Below are 15677 nucleotides of genomic sequence, written 5' to 3'. Positions count from 1 at the left end.
CGCCGGCAAAGTGCCCCCAGATGGACGGGATCGGACGTAACTCGGCGTTCGGCATTTTGCTGACTTCGTATTCGTTATCTTCCGGCGGAAAATACAAATCGGTTTGCCCCGGCATAACGATGGCCTTCGCCTTGATCGCTCCCAACGCCTTCTCGAAGTCGCCGCCGTACATCGGATTGTTGCTGATGTCGCCCTGTTGCCAGGTCCACAGCATTGCCAACAGATTATTGGCATCGCGGGCGAGGAAAAAGCCCTCCCAGAACGCGATCAAAAAATCTTCCAGCGAAGAGTAACCGTATTGGAGATACAGCTTCTCGCGGTAGAACGCCTGAGAAAACCCCCAGCCGGCGTACACACGGGCCATGGCGCGCAAGCCCTTGGTCGGTGGCTTCTCGTACCAGCCGTTGTTCCAGGCGGCATCGGCGGTCAGAGCTGCCTTGACGCTTTCGAGGAACACGAAGTTATGCACGGATGTTTTGGCAGAACCGCAAAACGGCGCAATTCGCTCGACCATATCCGGGTAGGACGCGCCCCATTGGAATGTCTGCTGCGCGCCCATGGACCAACCGGTCACCAGCGCAATTTTCTCAATGCCGAACACTTCGGTCACCAGGCGATGTTGGAAGCTGACGTTGTCATATGAGGTCACGTCTGGAAAACGAGCCTGATTGTAGGGTTCAGGCGTATTGCTCGGCGACGAGGACAGGCCGTTGCCGAACATGTTCGGAATAATGATGAAGTACTTATCCGGATCCAAAGCCATGCCCGTGCCGACCAACCACTCGTTGTCATAGTGCTGACCGGAATACCAGGTCGGATACACGATGACATTGTCTTTCGCCGCATTCAGCGTGCCGAAGGTCTTATACGCCAGTTTGGCGTCACGGATGGTGGCGCCGGATTGCAGAACCACGTCACCCATTTCATAAATCTTGTAATCACTCATTACATTTTCCTCAAGGTTAAATAAATGCTTTTTGATTCAAACGATTGAATAGAATTAGAGAAGCTCTTTTTAGACTAGAGCTTCCTTGCGGTACACGGATGTACCGCTATGAATAACCACACAGGTTATTGTTCATGAAGTCACCAACCAACAATCCCTGGCCAACGATGAGCCCATGGTTTGGCTTGCTCAAAAGCCGCCGAAGCACGAAGCACCATCTGATCGTCCAAATGGCGTCCGATGATTTGCAGACCAACTGGCAAACCATCGTCTGTCCAACCTGCGGGTACTGACGCAGCTGGTTGTCCTGTCAGGTTCATTGGGAAGGTGAACGCCAACCAACGGAACGGCGCGACAATATGTCCATCAATCTTCTCTGGCCCTTGTATATGCACAGGGAATGGAGGAACCGCCAAAGTAGGAGTCAGAAGCAGGTCATAACGCTGCATGAATCGCCACATCTTGTTGTTAACGGCTTTACGTGTCATCAGAGCGTTCGTAAAGTCTTCCGCTTTCCAATCCCGACGGATAAAGTCAACCAGATGAGGCGTCATCCGGTCGCCATACCGATCCGCCATCGCTCGCAAACCCTTGAGATCTGATTCCGCAGCGACAATGCCCCAAAACGCATCGTAGGGATCATCCAAACCCGGATGAGCTTCTTCCACAATGCATCCCAGATCCTGCTCAAAGACCTTCACCGCCTCATCCACAACCTGACGAACACGTGGATCTACGGGTGCATAGCCCCAATCGGGGCTATAGGCGATCCGCTTCCCCTTGAGATCTCCCTTCAGGGTTTCCATCCAATCAAAATTCGGGTCGGGAAGCGTATGACGGTCGCGCGGATCCTGTCCGGCGATAACCGACATCATCAACGCACTGTCAGCTACGGTCCGACTCAACGGGCCAATATGCTCAAGGCTTTCCCAACTGGAGACCCCCGGATATCGCTCATCTTTGGTACCTGGATACAAAGGCACACGCCCCATGGATGCCTTCAGACCATACAAACCGCAATGCGCTGCCGGGATCCTTATTGAACCACCGCCATCACTACCGATCGCAAAGGGGCACATGCCGCTTGCCACAGCCGCGCCCGATCCAGCGCTGGAACCACCAGGAGTCATGTCAGTATTCCAGGGATTACGAGTCGTCTCGTAAACCGGGTTGTGACCAACACCGCTGTATCCGAATTCCGGCACATTCGTCTTGCCCAGAATGATTGCACCTGCCGCGATTAGTCTTTCGACAACGACGTCATCTTCTTCCGGGACAAACTCCTCATATGCGAATGAGCCCGATACCGTCCGGATACCTTTGGTACAGACGAGGTCTTTGATTCCCACCGGAACCCCGGCAAGAGGCCCAATGGGTCGACCTGCTGCGATGTCCTTTTCAAGTTCACGCGCCCGATCCAGAGCCAACTCCGGGGTGGGCGTGCAGAAGGCATGCAGTTGGGGCTCCAACGCCTCCATTTGTGCTAACGAGGCCTCAATCACTTCGACTGGCGACAAACGTTTCTCACGAACTGCCGCGGCAATCGAAACCGCGTCCATCTTGCAAATTTCATGACTACTCAACTAAATATCCCCCCTCGGTCTATCTGATGAACGTTTTCGTGGAACGACGCTGGTGTGCGTCATGGTGTACTCATGCCGCGCCGTACTTTCGAACGGGTCTGGGGAAACCACAGGACGTACCGTCCGTGACCGCCACCTGATCTTCCCAAGGCAACTTGTAGTTACCGGCGACCAGATCCTGCATGAAGGTGTATGGGCAATCCTGCGCTCCGCCGGCCACGGCGACATAACCACGATGACCGAGCTGGTAGATGTTGTTCTCTACCCCCCACAGACGCCGCGCTTCACGCGCCAGGGCCGGACGGACCTCCGCCGTGATGATCTCGTCCGGCACACCGCTGCCTTCGACCAAGGTTGTCCCGTCAAAATTGACCACCATCCCCTCACCCATCGAGTTGAACGTCCCGTCCGTGCCCGCCATGCACACGCTCGCGGTGTACATGAGGTTGCAGAAGGCGTTGGTCTGATTGGTGATCTTCCAGGAATGGCGAATTGGTGCGGTGTATCCCGCCGTTCGCAACATGATATCGGCTCCGCGATAGGCGCATTCACGCGCCATTTCGGGGAACATGCCGTCGTGACAGATAATCAAAGCCAGGGTGCTGCCGTTTGGCCCCTCGCATACCGGAATACCCATGTCACCCGGTTCCCAGGGTTCCACCGGAACCCACGGATGGAGCTTGCGATACTTAAGGCGGATCACACCTTCGGCATCGATGATCAGACCCGTGTTGTATGGGTAGCCTTCCGGGTTGTATTCCATGATGGAGAAGCAACCCCAGACAGCGTGCTCCACACAGGCAACGCGCAGAGCAGCAACCTCGGGCCCATCCATGCGCACCATGATTTCTGGGTTGGTATCCATCGACAGTCCATGGAGCGCATACTCCGGGAACACCACCAGATCCAGGGTGGGCATCCCGTTCTTTGCCTTGGCAACCATGGCGCAGACTTTCTCCGTCTGGCGAGTCAGATCCTCTGGCGTTTTCACGATAGGAAGTTGCAATTGCACCAGCCCCAGAACAACGCCATCCGGAGATTTGTTCAAACCACCCAGACCGCTCATGCGTCCTCCCCGATAACGCCAAAGCCATCTAGGCTTCGGCCAATCTCATCAATCTGATCCAACACCCGGAACATCCGTCGATTCGAGATTTTAGCTGCCGATTTCTGTACACCAGTCACGTCAGGCCACCACGCTTTTCTTGGCGGCAGTAGACATCAGAATCCAGTACACCAAACCTCCGACCAGTGCGGAGGAAATGGCGGTAGAAAGCCCAGGGAATACCTTCTCGACAATAAAGGCGACTACAGACCCTGCCGCCCATGCGATGAAGGCAAGCGGACGCCAGTCAGCATCGACCTGCGAGTTGGGACGCTTTAAGTACTGGTCGATGATGATGATCGCACCGATTGGCGGCACGATGATGCCAAGCAGACTCAGCCACTGGATGAAGAAGGCCCAGACGTTGGTCGCCGCGATCAGGATGCCGATGGCACCCAGCACAACCGCCATCAAGCGCATTTCGCTGCCCAGAATACGTGACCAGCCGGTAGACGCGTTGTACAGGCAGTGCGAGCAGACAGAGCCTAGGTTAGCCAGCAGGAAGATGAAGGCGATCACCATCAGAACGCCCGAACCGGTAGCCATCATATAGCCGAACATATTGTCCTGACCAAACGGGTTGGCATTCGGTACGGCGAGTGCAGCTGTCATGATTCCACCCACCAGCATCGCGATCATGTTCGCAAACGGAAAAGCGCTGAAGGTCGCCACGAGCGAGCTCTTCTTGTCTTTAGCCCAGCGGTTGAAGTCCGGTGTTACGGTGCCCGCATCAACGAACAGGGCAATCACCATGGTTAAACCGACACCGAAGGGCAGCAGATTTGCTGGATCGTTCCCGTGGTAGGACATGATTGCATCGAAGGTCGTCTTGCTGGACGCATCGATGACCACCCACAACCCGAGCACGACAAACAAGGGCGCGGAAATGATGCCGATCCAGTGCAGACCACGAACGCCGATAAAGGTAATGCCGATGAACAGCAGCCCCGCGATAATGGTCATGACCACGTAATTGATGTGATAAGCACTACTGATCAGGGAACCGGCAATACCTGTTTGCACGGCAAACCAACCCAGCAGCAGGGTTGAAAGCAGTCCTGACGCCAAAGCGTAACCCTTTCGACCAAATACGATGCTGGCGAGCAGCGCGAAATTGAATCCTTTCTTGGTACCCAGCAGGCCCAGCAGACCGACGTAGCCGAACATGATCAGATTACCGATCAGCATGGCCCACAAGGCGCTGGTGAACCCCATGCCGAGCACGAGGAGCGAACCGGTCATCGCCCCGGTAATGATCATCGGGAAACCCATCCAGACCATGCTCACTGAGAACATGCTGCGACGGGCGGACATGGGTACGGCGGTATGCTCGTATTCCTTGCCGAGGGTATGTTCCAGTTCTTCTTCGATGTGCTTGATCTCTTCGACCAGGTGCTCACCCTTGCTATGTTCGCCGCCTTTTTTCAGGCTGGCATCGTGTTCTTGGCTCATTGGATTATTCCTTACTTAATTCTTGTTTGATTCAGGGTGCTTGGTTATGGCAACTTCGCACCCGCCTTTGCTCAAGTGTCTGAGTGGGTTGCCTTATTTATGGCCACCCAGATCCTGCTCGTTCGGAATGCCCTGGATCGGGCATTCAGCCGTGCCGGGCGTCGAGCGCGTGATCTTCTCGACGTTTTCACGCGCCTTGGCTGGATCGGTAATCCAGGTCTTGTAGAACTCATAGGGGCATTCGCCAGCGCCGTTCATGTCGTCGCCAGAATTGATCATGCCGGTGTAGCCACGGTGCAGCAGCTTGTAGAGGTGGTTCTGGCTCTGCCAGTTTTTGCGGGCGTCGCGAATCTGGGAAACGGACAACTCGGCGTACTGGATGCCGTATTCCTCTTCGCCGCACTCACCGAGGGTACGACCATCGAAGCCGACAATGGCCGAGTGGCCGAAGTAGGAATACACACCATCGAAGCCTGCCGCATTGGCGACGGCGACATAGGTGTTGTTCATCCAGGCCATGGCTTTGGCAACCAGCACCTGCTGATCTTTGGCCGGGTACATGTAGCCTTGGCAACGAACGATCAGTTCGGCTCCCTTCATGGCGCAATCACGCCAGATTTCTGGATAATTGCCGTCGTCGCAGATGATCAGGCTGACCATCATGCCCTTGGGGCCTTCGCTCACGTAGGTCTTGCCGCCGGGATACCAGCCTTCGATCGGGCACCAGGGCATGATCTTGCGGTACTTCTGCACAATTTCGCCTTGATCGTTAATCAAAATCAGCGTGTTGTACGGCGCCTTGTTGGGGTGCTCTTCGTGACGCTCGCCCGTTAGGGAGAACACGCCCCAGGTCTTTGCCTTGCGGCAGGCGGCGGAAAAGATTTCGGTCTCTTCGCCTGGAACGGTCGAGGCCGTTTCGTACATTTCTTTCGGGTCGTACATGATCCCGTGGGTGCTGTACTCGGGGAAAATCACAAGGTCCATGCCCGGCAGGCCCTGCTTCATGCCCACGACCATGTCCGCGATCTTGCGGGCATTGTCCAGAACCTCGGCCTTGGTATGCAGGCGCGGCATCTTGTAGTTGACGACGGCAACGCCGACGGTATCGGCACTGGATGAAATATCACCATGACGCATAGGTTATATCCTCTGAAAAACTGAAAAAAAACGGTTATTGACCCCACATCACTAGCGTGGAATCAGGCAAACCATCCCTGGCGAATCGGGCATCGCCACAGACGCGGGTAGCAATCTGTGGCTTGTCATTTACAACGGGTTAAACCGACAGATACTTGCTGATCTGAGCCGTATCGACGTTCTCCCGCAGGTCCTCATGAATGAACGAACCCTTGTCGATCACGATGATCCGGTCGGCGACCGCCATCGTGAAACTGAGCACCTGCTCGGAGACGATGATGGTGATCTCCCGCATCTTGCGGATCTCGTTCAGGACATTGGCAATGTCCTTGATGATGGATGGCTGGATCCCCTCGGTGGGCTCATCCAGCAGCAGCACCTTGGGGTTCGAAACCAGCGCCCGCGCAATGGCCAGCTGTTGTTGCTGACCGCCGGAAAGGTTGCCACCCTTGCGCTGACGCATGTCGAACAGCACGGGGAACAGCGCGAAGATTTCGTCCGGGATCGTTTTGTCCTTGACGGTTTCCAGACCGGTCTGGATGTTTTCCAGCACGGTCATGCTGGGGAAAATCATCCGGCCCTGAGGCACGTAGGCGATGCCATTGGCAACCCGTTGATAGGAGGTCATTTTCGTCACATCGACGCCATCGACCTTGATCGAGCCGCCACCCGCGGGCAACACACCAATCAGAGATTTGAACAAGGTGGTTTTACCCATCCCATTGCGGCCCATCACGGCGATTGTCTCGTTCTTCGAGGCGATCAGATCCACACCATGGATGGCTTCACTTTCACCGTAACTCACGGAGAGTTTGGATACTTCAAGCATGTCAGGTCCCCTCCGATTAATGGCCTAGATAAACTTCGATGACGCGCTCATCCGACTGCACCTGTTCCATGGTTCCCTGTGACAGGATCTTGCCTTGGTGAAGTACAGTGACCTTGTGCGCGATGCGTTTGACGAATTCCATGTCGTGTTCGATCACGATGACCGAACGGTCCTGACAGATCCGGTTCAGCAAATCGGCGGTTTGTTCACGCTCCCGCACACTCATACCGGCGACGGGTTCGTCCAGCATCAGGAGTTCAGGGTCCTGAATGAGCAACATGCCAATCTCCAGCCATTGCTTCTGGCCATGGCTCAGAAGGCCAGCTTCCTTGTCCAGCAGGTCCGAGAGATAGATCATGTCCGCCACTTCGTGGATGCGTTGATCCACGTCTGCCGTGCGCTTGAACATCAGGGCGCCGAACACGGTGCGTCCGCGTGGAAACGAAATTTCCAGGTTCTCGAAAACCGACAGGTTTTCATAAATGGACGGGGTCTGGAATTTACGACCGACACCGGCCCGAACAATCTGGTGTTCGGCCATTTTGGTCAGTTCCATGCCCTTGAACTTGATCGAGCCTGAGGTGGCCTTGGTCTTACCGCAGATCATGTCAAGAACGGTGGTCTTCCCAGCCCCGTTGGGGCCGATCACGACGCGCAACTCGTTCTTGTCCACGTACAGATTCAGGCCATCGACCGCCTTGAATCCATCGAAGGACACCGTCAGGTCTTCAATTGCCAGCACGAAATCGGTGTTGCTCATTCCGCGACCTCCTTCTTCTCACTCAACGCAGCCGATTTAACAGCACTCGACTTGCGGGTGAACTTGTCCAGGAAACGATCCACCGATGGTTTCAGGTAAGTCTGATACAGACCAGCCAAACCGTTGGGGAAGAACATCACCACACCGATGAACATACCGCCCATCAGAAAGAGCCACAGCGCCGGGAATGATTCCGAGAACGCCGACTTGCCGTAGTTGACCAGCAAAGCGCCGTAAACCGCACCGATCAGGGACAGACGACCACCGACGGCAGCAAGAATGACCATTTCGATGGAAGGCACGATGCCAACGAAGGTGGGCGACATGAAGCCGACCTGCAGCGTGAACATGGCTCCACCGATGGCCGAAATGATCGCTGAGAGACTGAAGACGAAAATCTTGAAGTTTGACACGTCGTAACCGGAGAATCGGACCCGATCCTCCTTGTCCCGCATCGCGAGCAGCAGGCGCCCGAGTTTCGACGATAAAATGTAGCGGCAAAGCAGAATCACGCCGACGAGCAGCACCCCGTTGATGTAATAAAGGATGTACTTCGCCGAGTCGGTGTTGATGTTCCAGCCATGCAGGGTCTTCAAATCGGTAATCCCATTGATACCGCCGGTGTAGCCTTGCTGACCAACAACCAGAATCGTCAGGATGGCCGCAATTGCCTGCGTGATAATCGCGAAATACACCCCGCCCACGCGCCGCTTGAACATGGCCGCGCCAACAATATAGGCAAGCACAGCAGGCACGACGAAAATCGCCAGGATCGTGAACGGCAGGCTATGAAAGGGTTCCCAGAAAAGGGGCAACTGGGTGATCTGATTCCAGTCCATGAAATCCGGGATACCCGGTGTCGTTTGCCTTGCGGTACTCGCCGGATCCGAAGCTTCCAGCTTCAGATACATGGCCATGCAATAACCACCCACGCCGAAGAAGATTCCCTGACCCAGGCTCAGAATGCCCGCGTGTCCCCAGAGCATGACCAAACTGACCGCCGCAAAAGCATAGGTCAGGTACTTGCCCACGTTATTGAGGCGGTAAATATCCAGAAACACGGGCAAAATGATAAAAATCAGCAAGGCGAGCAACAGGAGCCCGATCGCGCCCTGCCGTCCACCCAACCATCTGTCATAAAAAGTATTCATGTGCGTGTCCTTATTTTCTGACCTTGCTTGAGAACAGACCTTCGGGCCGAAGCATGAGAATGACGATGATCGCCAACAGCGTGACCACTTTGCCCATGGCGTTCGTCATGAAGAAAGTAAGGATGGACTGGGCCTGCGAAATGGTGAACGCGGAAGCGACCGTACCCAGCAGACTGGCTGCCCCACCGAAGACAACCACCAGGAACGTATCGACGATATAGGTCGATCCGCTGGTCGGGCCAGTTGACGCAATCGTCGTGAATGCCGCACCGGCGATTCCCGCGACACCACAACCCACCGCAAACGTCATTCGATCAACCTTTTGGGTGTTGATCCCCACGGCACCGGCCATTAACCGGTTCTGAGTCGTTGCCCGGACCTTCAGTCCCCAACGTGATTTATGAAGCGCGAGAATGACGACTGCAGTCACGACGAGCGTGATGAGCATCACAAACAGACCGTTGATCGGAATATCAATACTAGGTGTTGGTGACCATGAACCCATCAACCAGTCGGGCAATGTTGGGCTAACCTCACGACCACCGAACACCGAGCGGAAAATCTGTTGCATGATCAGGCTGAGCCCCCACGTGGCAAGCAGCGTGTCCAGTGGTCTCCTGTATAAATGACGGATGAGCAGGAATTCGACGAAATACCCCACCGTAAAGGCAATAACAAAGGCAGCGATGATCGCCACCACGAAGTAATAGGCCATGAATCCGGGAAAGTACTGTTCTGTAATTTTAGAGATGACATAGATCGAGTAGGCCCCAATCGTCATGAACTCTCCGTGAGCCATATTGATGACGCCCATCTGGCCGAAGATGATCGCCAGCCCCAAGGCCATCAACAGCAGTACGCTGAAGAGGCTTAAGCCGGAGAACCCCTGCATCACCAGGATGGATCCTAAATCAGAGAATGAGTATCCAAACAACATGGAAGTTGCTCCTGTCTAAAATTGCATAGGGAGTGGGTTACGCCCTGATCAGTTGAAGCCGACCAGAACGCCACTCACCCGGCCGCTTTTGCTCAGTAACCTTTCGGGAACGGATTCGGCATGATGTACGGTGAGGTGTAGACGATGTCTGCCTGACCATCGTCACGCCATTCGCCGATACGCAGACGGGTCTTCAGGTGATGGTTCGGCTCGAGGTAAACCATGCCTTCCGGTGCGTCGAAGGTGATCGTGCCGCTTTCTTCAGCCTTCACTACCTTGTCGGTATCGAAGCTGCCCGCTTTCTCGACAGCAGCCTTCCACAACCACGGGCCTTCATAAGCAGCCTGGGTTACGTCACCGATCGGCGCATCAGCACCCCAGCGTTTCTTGAACGCAGCAACGAATACCTTGTTTTCGGGCGTATCCAGAGACTGGAAATACTTCATCGCGGAGTAGAAGCCTTTGAGGTTTTCACCACCGATGCCCTGGGCTTCGTCTTCAGTGACAGACAAGGTCAGCAGCGTCTGCTTGCTGCCGTTAATGCCGGCCGCCTTGAGCTGCTTGAACCAGGCCACGTTTGAACCGCCAACCACAGCGGCATAAATGACATCTGGCTTCTTCAGACGGATCTTGTTGATGGTTGAACCGAACTGGGTGCTGCCCAACGCGGCGTATTCCTCACCCACCACCTTGCCGTGCAATACGGTTTCAATGTATTTGCGCGCCAGTTTCATCGTTGTACGTGGCCAGATGTAGTCAGAACCGATCAGATAGAAGGTCTTGGCGTTCTTGTTCTTGGCCACCCAATCTAGGCCGGCAAATACCTGTTGAGTCGCTTCCTGGCCGGTGTAGACCACATTCTTCGACTGCTCCAGTCCTTCGTAGAAAGTCGGGTAGTACAGCAGGCCGTTATCACGCTCCAGTACGGGAAGAACCGCCTTACGGGATGCTGATGTCCAGCAACCGAAAATGGCGGCCACATGGTTTTCTTCCAACAACTTCTTGGCTTTCTCAGCGAAGGTAGGCCAGTCACTGGCACCGTCTTCCTGGATGTACTTGATCTGGCGTCCCAACACACCTCCCTGCGCATTGATCTGTTCAATCGCCAGCTTCTCGGCTTCCTGAGCACCCGTTTCACTGATTGCCATCGTGCCTGTCAGTGAATGGAGAATGCCCACGGTGACCGTATCGTCGGTCACAGCAAGACCAGTTGTGTCCACCTCAGCGGTTGGAGGACCAGCATAAACGGCAGACGCAATGAGTACTGACGAAAGCGCCAGACCCTGGATCGCAGCTCGTACGCTGCGCCAAACTTTAGAATCGGTCTTATTAATCATGGTTGCTCCTTAAAATCTCACCTGGACGTTTTACCTTGCTACAAGGACCAAAGGGAAAATCCCTCCAATAAGCACTATTGCAGGAAACGTGCCAGAATAATAAGACACAAATTAAAACAAAAATAAATACACAACCCACATATATCGGCACATTAACAAAAACCTTTCCCAGGTAATATTCGGCAATGGAATAACTGGACATTCAATGAGTTACAAAGATGAATTTGATTAAATTATCATCAAACCAGAATCAATAATCCACGATAAAAACTAGAAGCGTAAACAATTAAAACCAAGAAAATATCCAATGTATTTCCTTTAAGATCATATATTTATAAAGGTTACACACCAAGAACTCCTTGTCAATATGATCAAACACAAATTGTAATGTTACATTTCGTTCCAATTTGAATTGGAACAAATGATTGTCATGACAAAAACATTACATTCGCCATCACCACAAATTAAATTCATGGTGATTAATAGGAAAACAAAGGATAAACATAAGTTGGCACGGGATGTGCAATATTCCTTTGAGCTCTAAAGTTGCATTATTTCAAATTTATTAATTAGGAATGGATCAACCGAAGGCAATAATATCAATACGTCAATTAACGTAATTGGCTTATTGATTTACAGACGGGCCACGCCAAAATAATTTCAAGGGGATTAGCACAATGGCAAAGAAACTTATAGAAATTGATTTTTCACAACCACCGGAAGCACACGATTGCATTCACAATCGTTGGCACCCGGACATCCCCATGTATGCATGGGTGAAGCCGGGTGAAGATTTCGTTCTAGAGTGCATGGATTGGACCGGCGGCCAGATCAACAACAACAACTCTGCCGACGATGTCCGTGATGTGGATTTGACCAAAGTTCATTACCTCAGTGGTCCCATCGGTGTGGAGGGTGCCGAGCCGGGCGACCTGCTGGTAGTTGATATCCTCGACATCGGCACACTGGAACAATTCCAGTGGGGTTTTAATGGCATTTTCGCCAAAGAAAATGGCGGTGGCTTCCTGACCGAACATTACCCGGATGCACGCAAATCGATCTGGGATTTCAATGGCATTTATACATCCTCTCGCCACGTGCCCGGTGTGAACTTCGCGGGCATCATGCACCCGGGTCTGATCGGTTGCCTACCCTCCAAAGAATTGCTGAACGAATGGAACAAACGTGAAGCTGCCCTGATCGCGACCGATCCTGACCGGGTTCCTCCGCTGGCCGCCCCACCCTGTGCAGGTACCGCACACATGGGCCAACTCAAAGGTGATGCGGCGAAAGTCGCCGCACTCGAAGGTGCGCGCACCGTTCCGCCACGTGAACACGGCGGCAATTGCGACATCAAGGATCTCACCAAAGGCTCCCGTGTCTTTTTCCCTGTCTATGTTAAGGGCGCTGGTCTTTCAATGGGCGATCTGCACTTCTCGCAGGGTGATGGTGAAATCACATTCTGTGGTGCCATCGAGATGGCCGGATGGATTCATATCCGAGTCAGCATCATCAAGGATGGTGTTGCCAAATACGCGGTCAAAAACCCGATCTTCAAGCCGAGCCCACTGCAGCCAAACTACCAGAACCACTTGATCTTCGAAGGTATTTCCGTAGATGAATCTGGCAAACAGCACTATCTGGATGCTCATGTTTCCTACCGCCAGGCCTGCCTGAACGCGATCGAATACCTGAAGAAATTCGGCTACACCGGCGCCCAGGCCTATTCGATCCTTGGCACAGCACCTGTACAGGGGCACATCAGCGGCATCGTCGACATACCGAATGTCTGCGCAACGCTCTTCCTGCCGACAGAGATCTTCAATTTCAACATTGACCCATGCGCCGAAGGCCCGACCAAGTACATCAAGGCTAACGAGGATGTGCCGGTTTCCTACTGGGCAGATAAATAACCCCCGCTCTTAGGATCTGTTCGAAATAGATCCGAAGATCCATGTATCCCATTGTTTTCACGGAGGGTGAAATGCCCATTTATGAGTATCACTGCAAAAACTGTGACCACGTGTTCGAGGAAATGCGCCCCATGGCCCAGTACCAGGAGCCGTGCGCATGCCCCATGTGCGATCACGACGCGGGAAGGGTTGTCCTATCTGCTCCGAGACTGAACGACATGAAGGCCAGCGTCCGTCAGGCCCATCAAGTCAATGAACGAAGTGCCCATGAACCGAGATCAACGGCACGGCACCAATGCGGGCCGGGCTGCAACCATTCCAGTACCCCCACCAAGACCACGACAACCAAAGGAGGTCCTCACCTAAAAATGCAACAGGGCAAACGCCCATGGATGATCGGACACTGAAGATTTTGTGGCTTGATACCCAAGACCACAGATTCAAAACCATTTTTTGACAACCCTGAAACTACTATCGTCCCTAAGGAGCTTATGTAACATGAAAAAGAACATCTTATCGCTACTCGCAGTAGCAACTGCAATGAGCATGCCGCTGGTTAGCACAGCTGTCCAAGCCGATACGTTTACCGGCAACATCAACGCCGCTTCGAAATATATTCTTCGAGGTATTACTAATTCGCCGGAAGATGACAATGCTGCATTGCAAGGTGGATTTGACTATGCACTTGACAATGGCCTTTACGTTGGTTACTGGGGTTCGTCTCTTGGGTATTCTGATCCGGGTAAATCCAATGGCTTCGAAAATGACTTCTATGGCGGTTACAACGGAAGTATTGGTGACTTCCATTATGGCGTCGGCGTCGTTCAATACGCCTACGTCAACATCTCCAACTCGAATGGCATTGAAGGCTACGGCAGCGTCGGTTATGGCCCCGTCACCTTTGGCGCCAAGACACTGTTGAAAGATGTAGTCTGGGGCAACAAGGGTGACACCTTCTGGACCCTCGATTACAGCGCTGCTTTGCCAAAGGACTTCAAGTTCGGTACAACGATCGGCTATTACACCTACAAGAATAGCGGCACGTACATTGCATCAACCCCGGAGAAAAACGCCTTCCGTTATGCAGATATCAACCTATCTCATCCGATCGGCAAAACAGGGGCAAACGTTAGCATGCACTACATTATCGGCGGCAAGGATCGCAATGGCACTAAGCAAAAGAACGCCATTTTCTTCAACCTGGGCTACAACTTCGACATCTGATTACTTAACGAGTGATTCTGTCCCGGTTATCTGAATGCCACGCTCCCATCAACAGGGCGTGGCATCATCACATTAGGGAGGGTCTGCATTTATGCGTTCCTTCCCTAATGTGGTTTGCCTTTTTTATTACCGACAACGAGAATCGAAACGTGAAAAAACCAGATCGCCACGGGTAAAAAACTCATCTTCGGTGAAGATTTGCCCGATTTGAGGTGCAACCCACGGCAGACGTTTGGTCGAAACCAGACAACCTTGTATCTTAAAATCCATCAGGGCTTGTTCACGGGCAGCATCAAGATCAGGCGACAGCCGCCGGGCTGGATACCAGTGCATCCCTGAATAGGCACGGACAACGCCTACCCACAAAGTCTCACCCACCGCATTTCGATAGGGCGTCTTCCAAAGTAGCAGTGACAGCATCTCAGTCTGCTTTGACGTCTGTATATGTCTGTTGTAAGCAAGCGTATACAACTCGTTATTCCAGAAAAGAGGAACGGATGGTGCCTGCAGATCGTCGAGCCCTTCGCGAGCCAGTTTTAATAATGCCGATGCGCCGATCGGACTTGCCTGCGTCCATCCGTCGGTGTGCAACGCATCGCGCAGGCCTGCCTCATCCCCGACAAGCAACGCGACGGACAATGGCTGCACCCGTGCTCCCAGCGTACCGCGAACATAATGCGGCAGATGAGTCTCAAGGAAGCTTTCCGCCTGTTGGGGCAATAGCTGAGATATGGATGCCTCCGGAATCGGAACGGGTGGGGTTCGAGCAGGCGCCAGCAACGCCCCTGAATACACCGATCCCACGAATACAAAAGCCAACGGCAAGGCGAACGGCATGCTACGTATTTGCGACTGCTCGATGCGTGTTCGTGTCCATTCAGCCCAAACAATGGCCACCAGCAACCAAATGCCGCCAAGCAAGTAACCACCCAGCACATCGCTAAGGAAATGCACGCCAAGAACGATACGACTCAGCCCAATCGCCAAGACCAGGAGCAGCCAGGCGAAAAAAATATTGACCCTCATGGGCCAGCTCGATATCTCCCGAAGCCAGATATAGGCCAGAAAGCCGAACAAACTGACCGAAATCAGAGCATGCCCACTCGGGAAGGCGTAACTCGCCTCATGCACGGCGGCTTCAAGTGGGCGAGCGCGATGGAGTGCCCATTTGCCGGCAAAGGCAAACAAGGTGCTGCCACTCACCGAGATCAAAAGCGGCAGTATGTAAAATCGTCGCCGCGACAACCACAGCCAAATGCTCGAAACCAGCACAATGGCCACGACGACCTGCCAAACCCCGATA

The 15677-nt window shown here is 53.5% G+C and carries 14 protein-coding genes; 3 read left to right on the top strand and 11 right to left on the bottom strand.

Features of this window, described 5'->3' with window-relative positions; all coding sequences use genetic code 11:
• The 10 genes from M7R55_RS02220 to urtA all read right to left on the bottom strand — a co-directional run.
• Positions 1 to 946: alpha/beta fold hydrolase (locus M7R55_RS02220; RefSeq protein WP_298218113.1), on the bottom strand; the 946-nt coding region annotated here is incomplete at its 3' end.
• A 140-nt stretch (positions 947 to 1086) separates the two neighbouring features.
• Positions 1087 to 2505, bottom strand: a complete 1419-nt coding sequence (locus M7R55_RS02215) for an amidase family protein (protein WP_298218111.1) — start codon at positions 2503 to 2505, stop codon at positions 1087 to 1089.
• 94 nt (positions 2506 to 2599) lie between these two features.
• The gene (locus M7R55_RS02210) at positions 2600 to 3595 is read right to left on the bottom strand and encodes a formamidase (protein WP_298218109.1); all 996 of its coding nucleotides are present in this window, start codon (positions 3593 to 3595) and stop codon (positions 2600 to 2602) included.
• 120 nt (positions 3596 to 3715) lie between these two features.
• A complete protein-coding gene (locus M7R55_RS02205) occupies positions 3716 to 5086 on the bottom strand; it encodes a cytosine permease (protein WP_298218107.1) in 1371 nt (456 codons plus the stop codon).
• A 93-nt stretch (positions 5087 to 5179) separates the two neighbouring features.
• A complete protein-coding gene (locus M7R55_RS02200; RefSeq protein ID WP_298218105.1) occupies positions 5180 to 6223 on the bottom strand; it encodes an aliphatic amidase in 1044 nt (347 codons plus the stop codon).
• 139 nt (positions 6224 to 6362) lie between these two features.
• Positions 6363 to 7052, bottom strand: coding sequence for an urea ABC transporter ATP-binding subunit UrtE (gene urtE, locus M7R55_RS02195; RefSeq protein WP_298218104.1), 690 nt, complete (start codon positions 7050 to 7052; stop codon positions 6363 to 6365).
• Positions 7053 to 7068: 16 nt separating this feature from the next.
• The gene (urtD, locus tag M7R55_RS02190; RefSeq protein WP_012824458.1) at positions 7069 to 7812 is read right to left on the bottom strand and encodes an urea ABC transporter ATP-binding protein UrtD; all 744 of its coding nucleotides are present in this window, start codon (positions 7810 to 7812) and stop codon (positions 7069 to 7071) included.
• The gene (gene urtC, locus M7R55_RS02185) at positions 7809 to 8963 is read right to left on the bottom strand and encodes an urea ABC transporter permease subunit UrtC (RefSeq protein WP_298218098.1); all 1155 of its coding nucleotides are present in this window, start codon (positions 8961 to 8963) and stop codon (positions 7809 to 7811) included. Before urtC ends, urtD begins: the two co-directional genes overlap by 4 nt.
• A 10-nt stretch (positions 8964 to 8973) precedes the next feature.
• A complete protein-coding gene (urtB, locus tag M7R55_RS02180) occupies positions 8974 to 9900 on the bottom strand; it encodes an urea ABC transporter permease subunit UrtB (RefSeq protein WP_298218096.1) in 927 nt (308 codons plus the stop codon).
• Positions 9901 to 9992: 92 nt separating this feature from the next.
• Positions 9993 to 11237, bottom strand: a complete 1245-nt coding sequence (gene urtA, locus M7R55_RS02175; RefSeq protein ID WP_298218094.1) for an urea ABC transporter substrate-binding protein — start codon at positions 11235 to 11237, stop codon at positions 9993 to 9995.
• Between the two features lie 677 nt (positions 11238 to 11914).
• On the opposite strand from urtA, the gene fmdA reads away from it, so the two are divergent.
• The 3 genes from fmdA to M7R55_RS02165 all read left to right on the top strand — a co-directional run bounded on the left by fmdA (position 11915) and on the right by M7R55_RS02165 (position 14374).
• Positions 11915 to 13150 carry a formamidase gene (fmdA, locus tag M7R55_RS02170; RefSeq protein ID WP_298218092.1) on the top strand — a complete coding sequence of 412 codons (1236 nt, stop codon included), beginning with the start codon at positions 11915 to 11917 and terminating at the stop codon, positions 13148 to 13150.
• Between the two features lie 41 nt (positions 13151 to 13191).
• Positions 13192 to 13557 (top strand): zinc ribbon domain-containing protein, encoded by a 366-nt coding sequence (locus M7R55_RS12220; RefSeq protein WP_366881145.1) that lies wholly within the window; start codon positions 13192 to 13194, stop codon positions 13555 to 13557.
• A gap of 91 nt (positions 13558 to 13648) precedes the next feature.
• Positions 13649 to 14374, top strand: coding sequence for a TorF family putative porin (locus M7R55_RS02165; protein WP_298218089.1), 726 nt, complete (start codon positions 13649 to 13651; stop codon positions 14372 to 14374).
• Between the two features lie 126 nt (positions 14375 to 14500).
• Here M7R55_RS02165 and M7R55_RS02160 read toward each other — a convergent pair.
• Positions 14501 to 15677 (bottom strand): LssY C-terminal domain-containing protein (locus M7R55_RS02160; RefSeq protein WP_298218081.1); only part of this gene is annotated, 1177 nt, incomplete at its 5' end.

Source organism: Halothiobacillus sp. (assembly GCF_027346185.1).
GTDB lineage: Bacteria > Pseudomonadota > Gammaproteobacteria > Halothiobacillales > Halothiobacillaceae > Halothiobacillus.
Note: the sequence above shows the minus strand (reverse complement) of the source record. Positions and strands in the feature narration are given on the sequence as shown.

Bases quoted from the DNA above. Each gene is read 5' to 3' on its own strand.
- urtD (WP_012824458.1), bottom strand. From the start codon at position 7,812: ATGAGCAACACCGATTTCGTGCTGGCAATTGAAGACCTGACGGTGTCC.
- M7R55_RS12220 (WP_366881145.1), top strand. From the start codon at position 13,192: ATGTATCCCATTGTTTTCACGGAGGGTGAAATGCCCATTTATGAGTAT.
- M7R55_RS02200 (WP_298218105.1), bottom strand. From the start codon at position 6,223: ATGCGTCATGGTGATATTTCATCCAGTGCCGATACCGTCGGCGTTGCC.
- urtC (WP_298218098.1), bottom strand. From the start codon at position 8,963: ATGAATACTTTTTATGACAGATGGTTGGGTGGACGGCAGGGCGCGATC.
- M7R55_RS02205 (WP_298218107.1), bottom strand. From the start codon at position 5,086: ATGAGCCAAGAACACGATGCCAGCCTGAAAAAAGGCGGCGAACATAGC.
- urtE (WP_298218104.1), bottom strand. From the start codon at position 7,052: ATGCTTGAAGTATCCAAACTCTCCGTGAGTTACGGTGAAAGTGAAGCC.
- M7R55_RS02210 (WP_298218109.1), bottom strand. From the start codon at position 3,595: ATGAGCGGTCTGGGTGGTTTGAACAAATCTCCGGATGGCGTTGTTCTG.
- urtA (WP_298218094.1), bottom strand. From the start codon at position 11,237: ATGATTAATAAGACCGATTCTAAAGTTTGGCGCAGCGTACGAGCTGCG.
- urtB (WP_298218096.1), bottom strand. From the start codon at position 9,900: ATGTTGTTTGGATACTCATTCTCTGATTTAGGATCCATCCTGGTGATG.
- M7R55_RS02165 (WP_298218089.1), top strand. From the start codon at position 13,649: ATGAAAAAGAACATCTTATCGCTACTCGCAGTAGCAACTGCAATGAGC.
- M7R55_RS02215 (WP_298218111.1), bottom strand. From the start codon at position 2,505: ATGGACGCGGTTTCGATTGCCGCGGCAGTTCGTGAGAAACGTTTGTCG.
- fmdA (WP_298218092.1), top strand. From the start codon at position 11,915: ATGGCAAAGAAACTTATAGAAATTGATTTTTCACAACCACCGGAAGCA.